This window comes from Sphingomonas sp. 28-62-11 (assembly GCF_002278865.1).
Taxonomy (GTDB): domain Bacteria; phylum Pseudomonadota; class Alphaproteobacteria; order Sphingomonadales; family Sphingomonadaceae; genus Sphingomonas.
On record NZ_NCGB01000053.1, the window covers coordinates 1 to 16610 of the forward strand.

The following is a 16610-nucleotide window of genomic DNA, read 5'->3' on the forward strand; positions in this document are numbered from 1 at the left end:
CTATGATCTGCTCCTCGGTAAATCTGCTGCGCTTCATCGTCGTCCTCCTTCATGAAGGACTCTAGCTCAGACTGGCGGAGTTTCAGGGGAGCACGTCAATGGCCACGCCGTTTCGATTATGTAGGAGTTCGCTTAGCGCCCGCGTGAAGGCCGACAACAGCGGGGGATGCAAATGGCTTTCGGGTTCGTCGATGAGAACCAAGGTCTTTTCTTCGACGCGCGAAACCAAGCGGGATATTGTTAGAAGAACAACAGCGTGACCTGAACTCATTAGTTTGACGATTCTCGACGCCTCCAGCTGCAAGGCCTCCTCTCGCAGATGCAGCAGGCTAGGGAGCTCCATAACAGCAAAATTTTCGTCCGACTCAAGCGTCTCTATCGCGACCCGCCACCGATCCTTGCGGCCTTGGTCAACGAAACACTCTCCGATGCTTGCTACACATTCGGCACGGAGCGTCGTTAATGATTTAAGGAGTACACCGTCGTCATCCGCGATGTCTTTCAACCCGATATAGCTGTATCGCGTGCCACGCGATGGGTCGGAATTTTCGACGGGCGGCATGAAGGGGTCGAATGCACTAAATGCGACGGACACCAGCGAGCTAAAATACTCCGTGCCAATCGGGTCTCGGCTAAACATACTATTCACTAAAAAATGGGCAATCGTCGCATCTGGCGTCATGATCGCCGAAATCATCTCATTTAGGATCGTTGTTTTTCCGACGCCATTCCTTCCGATGATAGAATGAATATTAGTACTTGGTGCTGAATTGGCATTGACCTTAAAAGATAGCTCAACTCCGGCCATCTTCGACGTCGGTTCGCGTTTGAAAATGAAATCGAAATCGGTAAGTGGAACCCCACCGTTCAAAACACGCCGAAATTGTCCATCGATAGAGGTAAGGCTGACATAACGAAGCAGCGAAATACTGAATACGTCTTCGCTTTTTACAGTTTCTATTAATCGTTCATCGAAAACAATGTCACGCAAACCACGAAGAAATAAAATCCGAGTCGTCTCGGACACGCGATTTCCTAGAATGTCGTAATATTTTACATCCTGACCTACTGAAAAATACTGTTCGCTCAGTCCAGTGAATGATGAATCGAAAGTTTTATACGTAGAAGTGGCTGTAGTCTGCCCATAAAAGCCAATTTTTACAGACCCCATCTCAAACGGCGTTCCATGTTCGTCGTAGAGAAGAACCTCGAACATCGTCACGAATGAAAAATCATTCCAAAAATCAACCCGCAAAAAAGCTTGATTTCGCCCTGAACTAGGGAAGTTCTTTCCGCGATCGATAATGGTAAATTGCAAGTCCTCACCCCTCTCGACTGTTATCGCCGTTAGATGTCCCAGAGCAAGGCCCAAAGTGGTCCCCGTTGGTTACATTTATGCAGCTTCTACTAGGAAATGACCACTGTCAAATTACGACTTCATAAAGCCAATGAAATAAAAATTTACAGATTTATCATAGTTTTCATCGAAGAAATATGACTATTCATTTGGTGAGAACCCTCGCCCAACACATACTTGGGCAATCGTTAATGTATATAGTTACCGAACTGACGCTGAAAACCAGAAATCGGCCCACCTCCGGGGGCCGAAGCGCCTGATCTTGAGGTCGGCAGCTTTCTATAAATTTAGTCTAAAAGTGGCCTGCCCACTGACTGCCCAATATCGACCGGTGGGCTACAAAAGGATTTTCGGCGCTCCAGCCATAACCCATCCGCAGCCCCTCACCCCCCAACCACCCCCGTCGACTCCCGCACCACCAGGTCATGCGCGATCTCGCGGCGTTCGGGTTCGTCCTCGTCACCTCCACCCAACAGTAAATCAGCCGCTGCGTGGGCCATTTCCCGCGTTGGCTGGCGGATGGTCGTGAGGGGGGGCCAGACGTAGCGGGCGAGCGCCGTATCGTCGAAGCCGGCGACGGAGAGATCGCCCGGTACGCGAAGGCCCAGCCGGTGGGCGACCGTCAGCACGCCGGCGGCCATGTCGTCACTGGCGGCGAAGATCGCGCTCGGTGGGTCGGGCATCGCCAGCAGCGCCTCTGCCTCGCGTGCGCCTGAGGCGAAATCATAATTGCCGCTGCGGATCAGCGCGGGTTCAACCGTGATTCCGGCCTGCGTCAGGGCATCGCGATACCCCTCGGTCCGTTGCGCGCTGGTCGCAAAGCCGGGGTCGCCGGCGATGAAGCCGATCCGGCGGTGGCCGAGCCCTAACAGATGCTGCGTCATCGTCGCGGCGGCGGCGCGGTTATCGATAAAGGTCGAGGGGCTGAGCATCACATCGGTGCCGGGCGAGACACGCACGAACCGCACCCCGCGCCGCGCGAGCAGATCGAGCACGGCGGGGTAATCGGTAATCGGCGGGGTCAGGATCAGCCCGTCGATTTGGGTCGCTTCGACCAGGCTCTCTATTTCATCGAGCAGCCGCGCCGATCCGCGATCATAGGGTTGCGCGATCATCCGCACCCCCGCCGCCTCGCACAGGTCGCGAATGCCCGATTGCATTTCATAGACATAATAGGGGCTGGGATTGTCGCAGATCAGCGCAATCTGGAAGGATCGCCGCCCGGCGAGCGAGCGCGCGGCGACATTGGGGCGAAAGTTCAGCCGCGCGACCACCTCGGCGACCTTGGCGCGGGTGGCGGCGCCGACATATTTCTCATTATTCAGCACGCGCGAGACGGTCTTGATCGACACGCCGGCCTCGCGGGACACATCCTTGATCGTGACGCGCACTTGCCCCCCAATAGGCCCGCCTGTTCCTTGATCCCGGCGGACCTGCTAGGCGATGTGCATGAGCAAGCTCGCCTCGTCCAGTCCAGCGCTTTTTGCGCGAACGGGGTGGCGCTTGCAGGAACTGTTCTATTGCACTAATACAGTGATTGGCCGACCGTCGGGCCATCTGGATGATCGCGATGCCCGCAGGCCCTTTTGATCGCACCCCGCCCCCTGATCGCTCCCATTCCGATCGCCGGCCTTCCGATCCCTGGTTACGCTCGCCCGAACCGCCGCTCGATCTGACGGATGGCATGCCGCCGCCGAATGATTCCGCGAGCCGCTATCGCCGTGCCCGCGATCCCGAACCCGCCCCGGTCGTCGCCGATGATGAAGAATGGGATGACGACGATTGGGACGACGAGGATGATTGGGATGCCGACGCGGCCAATGCGCAGCGCGATTATTCCACCAACCTGCCCGTCGCCTATCGCCCCAGCCGTTTTCGCTGGGTGGTGCGCGCGGCGGCGGCGGGAATCGTGCTGTTCGTGCTCGCGGTCGGCTGGTTGGCGCTGACCGCGCCGCTCTCCAAATCGCTTGAGCCGCCCGCCCCGCCGAGCATCACCCTGCTCGCCTCCAACGGTACGCCGATCGCGCGGCAGGGGGCGACGATCGGCAAGCCGGTCGACGCCGCGACGTTGCCCGCCCACGTCACCAACGCGTTCATCGCGATCGAGGATCGCCGTTTTGCCAATCATTGGGGGATCGACCCCTGGGGGATCACCCGCGCGATGTTCCGCAATGTCGCGGCGGGCGGCCTGCGCGAGGGCGGCAGCACGATCACCCAGCAGCTGGCGAAGAACGCCTTTCTCGATTCGGATCGCACCGCCGGGCGCAAGATTCGCGAAGCGATGATCGCGCTGTGGCTGGAGGCGTGGCTGACCAAGAACGAGATTCTGTCGCGCTATCTGTCGAACGTCTATTTCGGCGACAATGCGTACGGGCTGACCGCGGCGGCAAAGCATTATTTCAGCACGACGCCGGATAAGCTGACAATCGGCCAGGCCGCGATGTTGGCAGGCCTCGTCAAGGCGCCGTCGCGGCTGGCGCCCACCGGCAATATGAAGGGCGCGCGCGCGCGGCAGGCGGTGGTGGTGGCGGCGATGGTGCGCGGCGGTTTCCTCGACAAGGCGGAGGCGGCCGATGTCAGCCCTGCACGGCTGCGGCCGAATAAGGTGAAGCAGCTCCCCGATGGCAGCTATTTCGCCGATTGGGTGCTGCCCGCTGCACGCGATCAGGCCGGGGCGATCAGCACCGAAGCGCGGGTGACGACGACGCTCGATGCGCGGCTGCAAAAAACCGCCGAGCGCGTCGCGCGCCGCGCCGGGCTGAACAAGGCGCAGGTGGCGATCGTCGCGATGCGGCCCGACGGGCGGATCGTCGCGATGGTCGGCGGCAAATCCTATGCCGACAGCCCGTTCAATCGTGCAACGCAAGCCCGCCGCCAGCCGGGTTCCGCGTTCAAGCTGTTCGTCTATCTGGCGGCGCTGCGCAGCGGCATGACGCCAGATTCGATGGTCGACGACTCCCCTGTCACGATCGGCGACTGGAGCCCGAAGAATATCGACGGCCGCTACAAGGGCATGATTACGCTGCGCCAGGCCTTTGCCCGGTCGAGCAATGTTGTCGCGGCGCGACTGACGCAAAAGGTTGGCGTGCGCGCGGTGATCAAGGCGGCGCGCGATCTGGGCATTTCGACCGAGCTGCCCAATGAAGCGACGATTGCCCTGGGCACCGCGAACAGCTCACTGCTCGAACTGACGGCGGCCTATGCCGCGATCGCCGCCAATGGCTATCCAGTGCGCCCGCACGGGCTGACGGAGCCGACCGAGAAAAGCTGGATCGAGGCGCTGGGGGACCGGTCCCGATCGCTCGGCGGGCGGGTGCGCGAGGATATGCTCGATCTGCTGCGCGCCTCCATCACCAGCGGCACCGGGCGGCAGGCCGCCCTGCCGATCGAGGCCTATGGGAAGACGGGCACCAGCCAGGATAATCGCGATGCGCTGTTCGTCGGCTTTGCCGAGGATCTGGTGGTCGGCGTGTGGGTGGGCAATGACGATAATTCGCCCAATCCCGGGCTGTCGGGGGGCGGCATTCCGGCGCGGATCTGGCGCAACTTCATGCAAAGCGCGCTCGGGCTCGACGCCGTGGTCGAAGCGCCGGTGGAGGACAATATCTTTGCCGGCGAGGGCGATAATGGCGCCGATCCACTGATTGAAATCAATGGCGATGGCCTGCCGGGGGTGGACGGCAATGTCAGCGGTTTTGGCCTGAACCTGCGCTTTGGGCGGGACGGCAGTATCGCGATCGATCGTCGCCCGGAAAGAGGCAATCCCGATCGGCAGCCGCCCGAGGATGATCCACCCGAACCACCCGCTGATGAAGAACCGTAACGCAGGCTGTTGACGGACGCTGCCGGATATCGCCAAGGCAGCGCATGCGCTTTTTCTCCGATAATGCTGCCCCGGCATGCCCCCAGGTCATGGCCGCGCTGGCCGATGCCAATGTGCTCGATTCCGCCTATGACGGCGATGGCTGGAGCAAAGCGCTCGATGCGCGCGTATCGGCGCTGTTCGAGGCGCCCGTGCGGGCGTTCTGGCTGCCATCGGGTACGGCGGCCAATTGTCTCGCGCTCGCGGCGATGTGCCCGCCTTATGGCGGTATCGTCTGCCACCGCGATGCGCATATCCAGAATGACGAATGCGGCGCGCCGGAATTCTTCACCCACGGTGCCAAGCTTCTGATTGCGGAGGGCGAGGGTGCCAAGCTGACTCAGGCGAGCATTTCCGAGATGCTCGATCTGATCCCGAACGACGTCCACCGCACCCAGCCGCATGCGATCTCGATCACCAACGCCACCGAATATGGCCGCGTTTATACCCCGGCCGAGGTCGCAGCGATCAGCGATCTGGCACGCGCGCGGGGACTACGGTTGCACTTGGATGGCGCACGATTCGCCAATGCGGTCGCGCATCTCGGGTGCAGCCCGGCCGACCTGACCTGGCGCGCAGGGGTGGATGCGCTGAGCTTCGGCTTCATTAAAAATGGCGGCATGACGGCAGAATTGCTGGTGTTCTTCGACGCGGAACTGGCCAAGGGTACGCTCCAGCGCCGCAAACGCGCCGGCATGCTGCTGTCAAAGGGGCGCTATCTGGCCGCGCAGATTCTCGCGATGATCGATAACGACCTGTGGCTGACCAATGCCCGCGCTGCGAATGCGGCCGCGGCGTTGCTCGCCGAGGCGGCAGGCGACCGGCTGATCCACCCCGTCGAGGCGAACGAGGTGTTCCTGCGCGTGACGCCTGACGAGGCTGCTGCGCTGCGCGCGAAAGGGTTTGATTTCTACGACTGGGGCCCGGGCGAAGCGCGGCTGGTGACGTCATGGAACCATGCGGCCGATGATATCCGCCCGCTCGCCGATGCGATCGCCGCACTTTGAACGATACCGAAGCACCGCAACCCTCCCGGCTGGCCGTGCTGCTGCCGTTCGCGATCGTCACCTTGATCTGGGGCTCGACCTGGATCGTGATCCGCGATCAACTGGGCACCGTGCCGCCGAGCTGGTCGGTGAGCTACCGGTTCCTGATCGCGGGGATCGGCATGCTTGCCTATGCCGCGTGGCGAGGTGAACGGATCGTGCTCGATGCGCGCGGCTGGGCGTTTGCCGGCGCGCTGGCGGTGCTGCAATTCTGCCTGAACTTCAACTTCGTCTACCGCGCTGAAGACCATATCACGTCAGGCCTGGTCGCGGTCGTGTTCGCGCTGTTGCTGGTGCCGAACGCCATTCTCGGCCGCATTTTCCTCGGCACGCAGCTTGGGCCCCGGTTGCTGGTCGGTTCGGGGGTCGCGATGGCCGGGGTCGCGTTGCTGTTCGTGCATGAGGCGCGGGTCGACCCCAATGGCCCTGCCGAATCGATGATCGGTATCGGCATCACGATGATGGGCGTGCTGGCAGCGTCGATCGCGAATGTGCTGCAGGGCACACAGACCGCCCGGCGCTATCCGATGGTGCCGATGCTAGGCGTGGCGATGCTGATCGGTGCCGGTGTGGATGCCATGATCGCCTGGACGCTCCACGGTCCGCCGGTGATCGAATGGCGCGCGGGCTATCTGTTCGGGTTGCTGTATCTGGGCGTGTTCGCCTCCGCGATCGCTTTCACCCTGTATTTCGGCGTGCTGCGGATCATCGGCCCGGCCAAAGCGGCCTATTCGAGCGTGATCGTGCCCGTCATCGCGATGCTGCTGTCGACGCTGTTCGAGGGCTATCGCTGGTCGCCGCTGGCGGCAGGCGGCGCGGTGCTGGCGATGATGGGGCTCGTCATCGCGCTGAGCGCCAGCAAGCCCGCCCGGTAATCAGGGTAAGCAGGCATCCAGCCCAGCACCCGCTTGGCCTTGCCGTTCGCCACGCGCCGGTTCTCTGCATAAAAGCCGCGCGCCATGGGGGACAGCCCTGCCTCGTCCATCGTGACGAGCGGCAGTCGCAGTAGCCCGGCAATGGCGCAGGCATAATCGATCACGTCATTCTGGCTGCACGGCCAGTCATCAGCCAGATTATAGGCACCCGCTGGTCCGTTCAGCCCGGCAATCACGCCGCTGGCGATATCGCCGACATGGATTCGGCTGAAGACCTGGCCGGGCAGGTCGATCCGGTGGGCCCGGCCCTCTATCACCCGGTCGATCGCCGAGCGACCCGGGCCATAGATGCCCGGCAAGCGAAACACATGCGCCCCGCGCGCCAGCCAAGCGGAATCGGCGTCTGCCCGCGCGCTGCGCCTGCCCGTGCCCGTCGGGCTGGTTTCATCGACCCACGCCCCTCGCGCATCGCCATAGACCCCGGTGGACGACAGATAACCAAGCCATTGCCCGGAGAGACGATCCCCATAACGCGCCAGCACCGGATCACCGCCTGCGTCGGGCGGGATGGAGACAAGAATATGGCTGGCATGGGCAATGGCGGTGGTGACTGTATTGGCATCATCGAACGCTATGGTCTCGTCGCGTCCCGATCGGCTCGTGCCCGAAACATGCCATCCCCTCGCTCGCAGGCGATCCGCGATGCGACGGGCGCTGTACCCAAGGCCGAAGATCAGCAATCGGCTCATGCGGTGGGGCGCTTTCCTGATCGGGGGCGATATCGTACAAAGGTGCATTGCCCGTACGTTGCCGGTGTACGATTTAGATGGCACACCAGCAACGCTGACCCTATCTGGCCGATATGCTTGATGTAAATACCGCCCTCGCCCATCCCCAGGTCACCCGCCGCGATGCCTATCGCGCGCCCGAATGGCTGGTGCCCGAAATCGCACTCGCGTTCGATCTGGATGCTGCATCGACCAGGGTTCATGCCCGGCTTCAGGTCACCCGGAATGCTGCCGATGCCGGGCCGTTGCGGCTTGATGGCGGCGGGCAAGTGCCGATCGCGGTGACCGTCGACGGTGTCGCCACCGATGATTGGTCGCTCGAGGACGGCGCCCTCGTCATCGCGCTGAGCGGCGATGCGCATATCGTCGAAACCGAAGTGGAAATCGCGCCGGAGCGCAACACCCAGTTGATGGGGCTGTATGCCAGCGGTGGCCTGCTCTGCACCCAGTGCGAGGCCGAAGGGTTTCGCCGGATCACCTTCTTCCCTGATCGTCCCGATGTGCTGAGCCGCTACACGGTGCGGATGACCGCGGACAAGGCGCGCTATCCGGTGCTGCTTGCCAATGGCGATCCGGTGGCGTCGGGCGATTTGCCGGGCGGGCGGCACTGGGCCGAGTGGCATGATCCGTTCCCCAAACCCTGCTATTTGTTTGCGCTGGTGGCGGGTGACCTGGTCGCGAACCGCGCCACCTTCACGACGATGAGCGGACGCGCGGTTGCACTCGGCATCTGGGTGCGCGCGCGCGATCTCGACAAGACCGATCATGCGCTCGCCGCCCTCCAGACGTCGATGAAGTGGGACGAGGACGTCTATGGTCGCGAATATGATCTCGATGTGTTCAACATTGTCGCGGTCGATGATTTCAATTTCGGCGCGATGGAGAACAAAGGCCTTAACATCTTCAATTCGCGCTATGTGCTGGCTGATCCCGATACCGCGACCGATTATGATTTCGATGGCGTGTCGGCCGTGGTGGCGCATGAATATTTCCACAACTGGTCTGGTAATCGCGTCACCTGCCGCGATTGGTTCCAGCTGAGCCTGAAGGAAGGCTTTACGGTCTACCGCGATCAGAGCTTTTCTGCAGATCAGGGATCGGCGGCGGTCAAGCGGATCGAAGATGTCCGCGGCCTGCGCGCGGCGCAATTCCCCGAGGATGCCGGGCCGCTCGCGCATCCGGTGCGCCCGGAAAGCTATATCGAAATCTCGAATTTCTACACCGCCACCATCTATAACAAGGGTGCGGAAGTGATCCGCATGATGGCGACGATGCTTGGGCCAAAGGGGTTCCGCGCGGGCACTGACCTGTATTTCGACCGACACGACGGCACGGCCGCCACATGCGAGGATTTCATCGCGTGTATGGAAGAGGGCGGCGGTGCCGATCTCACGCAGTTTCGCCATTGGTACAGCCAGGCCGGCACGCCGCGCGTCACCGCATCGCTGCGGCATGACGGCAGCGCCGCCCGAGCGACATTGACGCTTGGCCAGCGCACGCCGCCCACCCCAGGACAAGCCGAAAAGCCGCCGATGGTGCTGCCGCTGCGGGTCAAGCTGTTCGGTGCGGCAACCGGCAGGCCGCTGGGTGACGAGCGGCTGGTGGTGCTGACCGAACCGACCGCCGAAATCACTTTCGACGGGGTGACGGAGAAGCCACTGCTGTCGATCAACCGCCAATTCTCCGCGCCGGTCGTCGTCGAAACCGATCGGACAGCGCAGGACCTCGCCCTGCTGTCAGCCTGCGATGACGATCCGTTCGCGCGCTATGAGGCGATGCAGCAGCTGATGCTCGACACGATCATCGCCAGCGTCACGCATGGCCGCGCCGATCACGCGCCCGTCATCGCCGCGATTGCGCGCACGCTTGATGATCCGGCACTTGATCCGGCGTTTCTGGCAGAAGCGGTGCTGCTGCCGTCGGACAGCTTCATCGGCGATCAGCTCCCGATCGTCGACCCGGAAGCGATTTTCCGCGCGCGCGATGCGCTGCGTCGCGACATCGGGCGCAGCCTGGAGGATAAATGGCGTGCGGCCTATGCACAGGGTCAAGCGCAAGGCGGCTTTGTTTACTCGCCGGTCGCCAAGGGGTTACGCCGACTGAAATCAGTCGCGCTGGGTTATATCGCCGCCAGTGGTGCGGGCGATGCGCACCAGATTGCGTTCGATCAATTCGAAGCGGCCGATAATATGACCGACCGGCAGGGCGCGCTTATGACGCTCGTCAACGGCCAGTCGAACACCCGCGTCGCCGCGCTCGACATTTTCTACAACCGCTATTCGGATAATCCGCTGGTGCTCGATAAATGGTTTTCCACTCAGGCGCTGTCGAGCCGTGAGGATACCGCCGATATCGTGTTCGATCTGGCCCAGCACCGCGATTTCACCCTGTCCAACCCCAATCGCGCCCGCGCGCTGGTGGGCGCGTTCAGCGTCAACCAGCGGGCGTTTCATGCCGCCGACGGGCGCGGGTACCGCTTTGTTGCTGATCAACTGATCGCGCTCGACAAGCTCAACCCGCAAACCGCCGCCAAATTGGTACCGCCGCTCGGCCGGTGGAAACGCTTCAGTCCGGAACGCGGTGCCTTGATGCGCGCCGAGCTTGAGCGCATCCTGGCCGTGCCCGGCGTATCGCGCGACATGATAGAACAGGCATCGCGTAGCCTGGAGGGATAAAGGGTAGCAGGGGGAGCGACCGGGGAATGGCAACCACGTTCGAAGTTCAGATTTTCACTAACCGGATGATTGTTCGCAATGTCGGCACTGGGCAGTCGATCGTCCGTGTGGCGACCCGGCCCTTTTCATCGCAGCGCCTGCTGATCGGCGATCTCGACGCCGCAGAGGCGTTGCTGGGGGACATCATCAAGGACATGGAAGGCTGGAAGCGCTTCCTGCGTTCACCGGCAAAAGCCAGCTTCCGCCCCATGGAGCAAAGCGAGGGCGGCTTGTGCCCTGTCGAAGCGCAGATTCTGGCCGATCTGGGGGTACGAATGGGCTTTAACTCGATGGACATCGTGTAGCGGGGGAGCGCGATCAGATCGCCGCCCGATCAGAACAGCCGACCGCCATTGCGCACCGGTCTGCTCGGACGCACCAGCACCACCTTCCCTTCGGCATCGGGAAAGCCGAGCGTCAGCACTTCGGACAGAAACGGGCCGATCTGGCGGGGCGGGAAATTGACCACCGCGGCCACTTGTGTGCCCGGAAGGTCTGCCAGTGCATAATGATCAGTTATTTGCGCGGATGATCGCTTCACGCCAATCGCAGGGCCAAAATCAATGACCAGCTTGAACGCCGGTTTACGCGCTTCGGGGAAAGCCAGCGCCTCGATGATCGTGCCAACGCGAATGTCGACTTTCAGGAAATCGTCAAAGCCGATCGTTGCGGCCAGCGGATCATCTGGCCCGCCCATCAAAAATCGAAATCGACATCATCATAATGCGACGGCGGGGCGACGCCCTCCATCCGTTCGGACAATAGCGGACGAAAGCTCGGCCGACTTTTCAGTCCACGGTACCAGCGTGCGGTCTGTTCATGACCCTTCCAGTCGATCCCGCCTAGATAATCCGCGACCGAAATCTGCGCCGCCGCCGCCAGATCGGCGAGCCCCATGGTCGCCCCGCCCAGCCAGGTGCGATGATCGAGCAGGAAATCGGTGTAATCGAGATGCCCGACGGCCGCCTTCATCGCTTCGCGCAGCAATCGCGCATCAGGTGCGGCGCGGTGAACGATCCGCTTTTCCATCCGCTCGAGCAGCAACGGCGAGGTGATATCGCGGTAGAACTGCGTGTCGAACCATGCGACCAGCCTCCGCGTCTCTGCGCGGTTGGTGGCGGTGCCGTTGATCATCGCGGCCTTATCAACCGTTTCTTCCATATACTCGCAAATCGCCATCGAATCGATCAGCACGATGGATCGATTGGGCTCCACCATCACTGGCGTCTGCCCGGCGGGGTTCATGTCGAGGAATTCGTCGCGCCGTTCCCAAGGAGATTCGCGCACAAGATCATAGCCGACGCCCTTTTCGCCGAGCAGGAGCCGGACTTTGCGCGAAAAGGGACAAAGCGGGAATTGGTAAAGCTGCCACATGGCCCTGCTGTAGCCGGGGCGCGGCGAGGGGGAAAGCGCCGTTCAGCCGGTTGGAAAATCGCTGTCGAGTGTTTGTCCGGCATCGAGCTGAACGCCGAGGCAATTCAGGATCATCGCTACCTGGGTATATTGCGCGATCGTGAACACCAGATCCATCTTCTGCTTATCCGTGAACGACGCCAGCGCCGCCCAGCTGGCATCGCTGATGAAATGCTCACGAACCTGCTCATCGGTCGCGCGCAGCTTTGCGGCGTCGATCGCTTGCCAGCCCGGCGCATCCGGTCCTGCCTTGATCCGCTCGATCTCCAACGGGGTCAGCCCGGCCGCCAGCCCGATCCGAACGTGCTGCACCCATTCATAGCCCGATCGGCACAGCCAGCCCGTGCGCAGGATGATGAGTTCGCGGTCGCGCGGACTCAGGTCATTGCTAGCGCCCAGGATGTAGCTGCCCCACAGGTTGAACCGCTTCAACGCCTTTGGGGCACGCGCCAGGGTGCGAAAGATGTTGGCGATGCCCGGCCCGACCAAGGCCGCGTCGCGAAACGGCGCGAGCACCTCCTCCTGTTCGGGGGTAATCTCATGATCGGCAATCGGCGCGATCCGTGCAGTCGATAGCCGCATCTATTTTCTCCCTGCCGCCGGGCGGTTATTCCGCCGCCACCATCTCGCGGGTATCATCGAGCGGATAGCTGAGGCGGGTCAGCATTTCCTTGGGCACAACCTGCCAGAAATGGCCGACGATCCGGTCCCAATCGTCGAGCAGACCGCCGGACCATTTGCTGTCGGTGGCGTCATGATGCGCGCGGATCAGCGCGAGCAGCACCGATTCCCAATGGCGGGAGGCGACGCGCTGCCACGTGATGCTTTCGGGGTTGGCGCGCGATGCGAACGTTGCTGACGGATCATAGACAAAGGCCATGCCCCCGCTCATTCCCGCGCCAAAGTTCGCGCCGACCTCGCCCAGCACGACTGCGACACCACCAGTCATATACTCGCAGCCATTCGCCCCGCAGCCCTCCACCACGACGTTCGCGCCCGAATTACGCACGGCAAATCGCTCACCGGCCTGGCCGGCCGCGTAAAGCTGACCCGAGGTGGCCCCGTAGAGTACGGTGTTGCCGATGATCGTGTTGTTCTGGCTCGCCAGATTGGAGCTGACCACGGGGCGCACTGCAATGATCCCGCCCGACAGGCCCTTACCGACATAATCATTGGCATCGCCGAACACTTCGAGCGTGATGCCCTTGCACAGGAACGCGCCGAGCGATTGTCCGGCAGAGCCGCGCAGCCGGACATGCACATGCCCGTCGGCGAGTTTCGACATGCCGAACGTGCGGGTGATCTCGCTCGACAGGCGGGTGCCAACCGCGCGGTGGGTATTGCGCACCGAATAAGTGAGCTGCATTTTCTCCCCGCGCGAGAACACCGCTGCGGCATCCTCGATCATCTGCGCGTCGAGGCTGTCAGGCACTTCATTGCGCCAGGTTGTCAGGCTGAAGCGGCGCTGATCATCCGCTGCATCGACCTTGGCGAGGATCGGATTGAGATCAAGATCGTCGAGATGTTCGGCCCCACGGCTGACCTGCCGGAGCAGTTCAGTGCGGCCAATCACTTCATCAAGGCTGCGGAAACCGAGCTTGGCCAGGATGTCGCGCACTTCTTCAGCAATGAAGGTCATCAGGTTGATCACCTTTTCAGGCGAGCCGCCGAATTTCTCGCGCAAGCGCTCATCCTGGGTGCAGACACCCACGGGGCAGGTATTCGAATGGCACTGGCGGACCATGATGCAGCCCATCGCTACCAGCGACAGTGTGCCGATGCCGAACTCTTCCGCCCCCAGGATCGCCGCGATCACAATATCGCGACCGGTGCGCAGGCCGCCATCGGTGCGCAGCTTGATCCGGTGGCGCAGGCCGTTGAGGGTCAGCACCTGATTGACTTCGCTTAAGCCCATTTCCCACGGCGTGCCGGCATATTTGATGCTCGTCTGTGGCGAAGCGCCTGTGCCGCCGACATTCCCGGAGACGAGGATGACATCGGCATGCGCCTTTGCCACGCCAGCCGCGACGGTACCGATGCCCGCCGAGGAGACCAGCTTGACGCACACCCGGGCGCGCGGATTGATCTGCTTCAGGTCGTAGATCAGCTGCGCCAGATCCTCGATCGAATAGATATCGTGGTGCGGCGGCGGCGAAATGAGCGACACGCCCGGAGTTGCGTGGCGCAACTTGGCAATGAATTCGGTGACCTTGAAGCCGGGCAGCTGCCCGCCCTCGCCGGGCTTGGCGCCTTGCGCGACCTTGATCTCGATCTCATCACAGGCGTTCAGATATTCCGCCGTCACGCCGAAGCGGCCGCTGGCGATCTGCTTGATCACTGAATTGGCGTTGTCGCCATTTTCATAGGGGGTGAAGCGCGACGAATCCTCGCCGCCTTCGCCCGATACCGCCTTGGCGCCGATCCGGTTCATCGCAATCGCCAGCGTCTCATGCGCTTCAGGGCTGAGCGCGCCGAGCGACATGCCTGGCGTCACGAAACGCTTGCGGATCGCGGTGATCGCTTCGACCTGGTCGACCGGGATGCCCTCAGCTGGATAATTGAACTGGAGCAGATCGCGCAAGTACACCGGCGGTAGATCAGCCACCCCGCGCGAAAACTGCAGATAGGTCGAATAGCTGTCAGTCGCGACGGCGGTTTGCAGCAAATGCATCAGCGGGGCGGAATAGGCATGCGTTTCGCTGCCCAACCGCTGGCGATAGAATCCGCCAATCGGCAAGGTCGTTACTGGACTATCGAAAGCCGCCTCGTGCCGCAGCATCGCGCTCAAGTGCAACGATGCATAGCCTTCGCCCGAAATCTTGGCGGGCATGCCGGGGAACAGATCGTTCACCAGACTGCGCGAAAGCCCGACCGCCTCGAAATTATAGCCGCCGCGATAGCTGGAGATCACCGCGATCCCCATCTTCGACATGATCTTGAGGATGCCCTCGTCAATCGCGGTTTGGTGGCGCTTCAGGCAATCGGCAATGCTCATATCGCCAAACAACCCGCGTGCATGCCGATCGACGATCGCGGCTTCGGCCAGATAGGCGTTTACTGTCGTCGCGCCGACACCGATCAGCACGGCGTAATAATGGGTGTCGAGGCACTCCGCCGTCCGGATGTTGACGCTGGCATAGGACCGTAGCCCCTTGCGAACGAGGTGGGTGTGCACCGCCGCCGCCGCGAGCACGCCTGCTATCGCCACCCGGTCCGGCCCGACATTCTCATCTGACAGGAACAGCTCACTGCGGCCCATCCGCACGGCTTCCTCGGCTTGCTGGCGGATACGCTGAATGGCGTTGCGGAGCATTTCCGGTCCGCCCCCTGCTTCGAAGGTGCAATCGATGTCAGCCGTCTGTGAACCGAAATGCGCCTTGAGCCGATCCCAGTTGGCGCAGGTGAGCACCGGCGAATCGAGCACCAGCACAGCGCTTTCCGCCCCTGCCGGATCGAGGATATTGGCCAGATTGCCGAACCGCGTCTTCAGCGTCATCACTTGGCGTTCGCGCAAGGGATCGATCGGTGGATTTGTGACCTGGCTGAAATTCTGGCGGAAAAACTGGCTGATCAGGCGCGGCTTGTCCGAAATCACGGCAAGCGGCGTATCATCGCCCATCGATCCAACGGCTTCCTTCGCGCCTTCGACCATCGGCGCCAGGATCAACTCCATATCCTCCAGCGTCTGCCCCGCGGCGATCTGGCGGCGGATCAGCTCGGCGCGAGGATAACTGTGCGCATCGGCACCGGGAACGACCGGCAAATCGTCGAGCCCGATGAACTTGCCGATCATCGCCGCATAATCGGCCTCGCCCGCGATCCTGTCCTTCACCGCGCGGTCATTGAGCACGAGCCCCTCGTCGAGGTCGATCGCGATCATCTGGCCCGGCCCCAGCCGACCCTTTTCGATGATCGTCGTTTCAGGCACCACCACCATCCCGCTTTCCGAACCGACGATCAGCAAGCCGTCATCGGTACGGGTATAGCGCAGCGGACGCAGCGCGTTGCGATCCATGCCCGCGACCGCCCAGCGGCCATCGGTCATCGCAAGGGCCGCCGGGCCGTCCCAGGGCTCCATCACGCTCGCGAGATATTCGTACATCGCCAGATGTGCAGGCGGCATTTCGGCATTGGCCTGCCAAGCTTCGGGCACCAGCATCAGCTTGGCGGTGGGCGCATCTCGGCCCGAGCGGCAAATCGCTTCGAACGTGGCATCGAGTGCGGCGGTATCGCTCGCGCCTGCCGGAATCACCGGTTTGATATCCTCCGAATTCTCCCCGAACGACAGGCTTGCCATCTTGATCTCGTGGCTCAGCATCCAGTTCTTGTTGCCGCGGATGGTGTTGATTTCGCCATTATGGGCAAGGCAGCGGAACGGCTGGGCAAGCCACCATTGCGGGAAGGTGTTGGTCGAATAACGCTGATGGAAAATCGCGACCCGGCTTTCGAAGCGCAGATCGCGCAGATCGGGATAGAAGACCGACAGGCTCTCGGCGAGAAACAGCCCCTTATAGATGATCGACCGGCAACTGAGCGAACAGATGTAAAATCCCTG

Annotated in this window: 12 protein-coding genes; 5 read left to right on the forward strand and 7 right to left on the reverse strand. The window is 62.0% G+C overall.

The genetic code is table 11. The features are described 5' to 3' along the window. Nucleotides 1–82: 82 nt before the first annotated feature. On the reverse strand, nucleotides 83–1318 hold the full coding sequence (locus tag B7Y49_RS13865) for an AAA family ATPase (protein WP_374128195.1): 1236 nt from the start codon (nucleotides 1316–1318) through the stop codon (nucleotides 83–85). 422 nt (nucleotides 1319–1740) lie between these two features. Then, nucleotides 1741–2748: a LacI family DNA-binding transcriptional regulator gene (locus B7Y49_RS13870; RefSeq protein ID WP_374128196.1), complete on the reverse strand. Its 1008-nt coding sequence runs from the start codon at nucleotides 2746–2748 to the stop codon at nucleotides 1741–1743. 293 nt (nucleotides 2749–3041) lie between these two features. On the opposite strand from B7Y49_RS13870, the gene B7Y49_RS13875 reads away from it, so the two are divergent. Genes B7Y49_RS13875 through B7Y49_RS13885 form a run of 3 tightly spaced genes read left to right on the forward strand, consistent with a single transcriptional unit; the run spans nucleotide 3042 to nucleotide 7140 of the window. Beyond that, entirely contained in the window at nucleotides 3042–5180 is a 2139-nt protein-coding gene (locus B7Y49_RS13875) for a transglycosylase domain-containing protein (protein WP_374128206.1), read from the forward strand. Nucleotides 5181–5224: 44 nt separating this feature from the next. Continuing rightward, complete coding sequence (locus B7Y49_RS13880) at nucleotides 5225–6226, forward strand: low specificity L-threonine aldolase (RefSeq protein WP_374128197.1); 1002 nt, start codon at nucleotides 5225–5227, stop codon at nucleotides 6224–6226. Beyond that, a complete protein-coding gene (locus B7Y49_RS13885; RefSeq protein ID WP_374128198.1) occupies nucleotides 6223–7140 on the forward strand; it encodes a DMT family transporter in 918 nt (305 codons plus the stop codon). The genes B7Y49_RS13880 and B7Y49_RS13885 overlap by 4 nt, the downstream gene beginning before the upstream one ends. Here the strand turns inward: B7Y49_RS13885 and B7Y49_RS13890 are convergent. After that, nucleotides 7050–7889, reverse strand: coding sequence for an NAD(P)-dependent oxidoreductase (locus B7Y49_RS13890; protein WP_374128199.1), 840 nt, complete (start codon nucleotides 7887–7889; stop codon nucleotides 7050–7052). The genes B7Y49_RS13885 and B7Y49_RS13890 overlap by 91 nt on opposite strands. Before the next feature lie 113 nt (nucleotides 7890–8002). On the opposite strand from B7Y49_RS13890, the gene pepN reads away from it, so the two are divergent. Together pepN and B7Y49_RS13900 are read left to right on the forward strand one after the other, a co-directional pair. Continuing rightward, complete coding sequence (pepN, locus tag B7Y49_RS13895) at nucleotides 8003–10603, forward strand: M1 family metallopeptidase (RefSeq protein WP_374128200.1); 2601 nt, start codon at nucleotides 8003–8005, stop codon at nucleotides 10601–10603. A gap of 26 nt (nucleotides 10604–10629) precedes the next feature. Then, nucleotides 10630–10947 carry a hypothetical protein gene (locus B7Y49_RS13900; protein WP_374128201.1) on the forward strand — a complete coding sequence of 106 codons (318 nt, stop codon included), beginning with the start codon at nucleotides 10630–10632 and terminating at the stop codon, nucleotides 10945–10947. Between the two features lie 29 nt (nucleotides 10948–10976). Here B7Y49_RS13900 and B7Y49_RS13905 read toward each other — a convergent pair whose 3' ends face one another. From B7Y49_RS13905 to gltB, 4 genes are all read right to left on the reverse strand, one after another. Next, on the reverse strand, nucleotides 10977–11339 hold the full coding sequence (locus tag B7Y49_RS13905; RefSeq protein ID WP_374128202.1) for a tRNA-binding protein: 363 nt from the start codon (nucleotides 11337–11339) through the stop codon (nucleotides 10977–10979). Then, nucleotides 11339–12016, reverse strand: coding sequence for a glutathione S-transferase family protein (locus B7Y49_RS13910; RefSeq protein WP_374128203.1), 678 nt, complete (start codon nucleotides 12014–12016; stop codon nucleotides 11339–11341). Before B7Y49_RS13910 ends, B7Y49_RS13905 begins: the two co-directional genes overlap by 1 nt. Nucleotides 12017–12058: 42 nt before the next feature. Beyond that, complete coding sequence (locus B7Y49_RS13915) at nucleotides 12059–12637, reverse strand: carboxymuconolactone decarboxylase family protein (RefSeq protein WP_374128204.1); 579 nt, start codon at nucleotides 12635–12637, stop codon at nucleotides 12059–12061. A 25-nt stretch (nucleotides 12638–12662) separates the two neighbouring features. Further along, nucleotides 12663–16610, reverse strand: a 3948-nt coding sequence (gltB, locus tag B7Y49_RS13920; protein WP_374128205.1) for a glutamate synthase large subunit, incomplete at its 5' end; no start/stop codon positions are given.

What these genes read in the sequence shown, in the direction of transcription:
- B7Y49_RS13875 (WP_374128206.1), top strand. Translation starts at nt 3,042, where the DNA reads ATGCCGCCGCCGAATGATTCCGCGAGCCGCTATCGCCGTGCCCGCGAT.
- B7Y49_RS13880 (WP_374128197.1), top strand. Translation starts at nt 5,225, where the DNA reads ATGCGCTTTTTCTCCGATAATGCTGCCCCGGCATGCCCCCAGGTCATG.
- B7Y49_RS13890 (WP_374128199.1), bottom strand. Translation starts at nt 7,889, where the DNA reads ATGAGCCGATTGCTGATCTTCGGCCTTGGGTACAGCGCCCGTCGCATC.
- pepN (WP_374128200.1), top strand. Translation starts at nt 8,003, where the DNA reads ATGCTTGATGTAAATACCGCCCTCGCCCATCCCCAGGTCACCCGCCGC.
- B7Y49_RS13900 (WP_374128201.1), top strand. Translation starts at nt 10,630, where the DNA reads ATGGCAACCACGTTCGAAGTTCAGATTTTCACTAACCGGATGATTGTT.
- B7Y49_RS13905 (WP_374128202.1), bottom strand. Translation starts at nt 11,339, where the DNA reads ATGGGCGGGCCAGATGATCCGCTGGCCGCAACGATCGGCTTTGACGAT.
- B7Y49_RS13910 (WP_374128203.1), bottom strand. Translation starts at nt 12,016, where the DNA reads ATGTGGCAGCTTTACCAATTCCCGCTTTGTCCCTTTTCGCGCAAAGTC.
- B7Y49_RS13915 (WP_374128204.1), bottom strand. Translation starts at nt 12,637, where the DNA reads ATGCGGCTATCGACTGCACGGATCGCGCCGATTGCCGATCATGAGATT.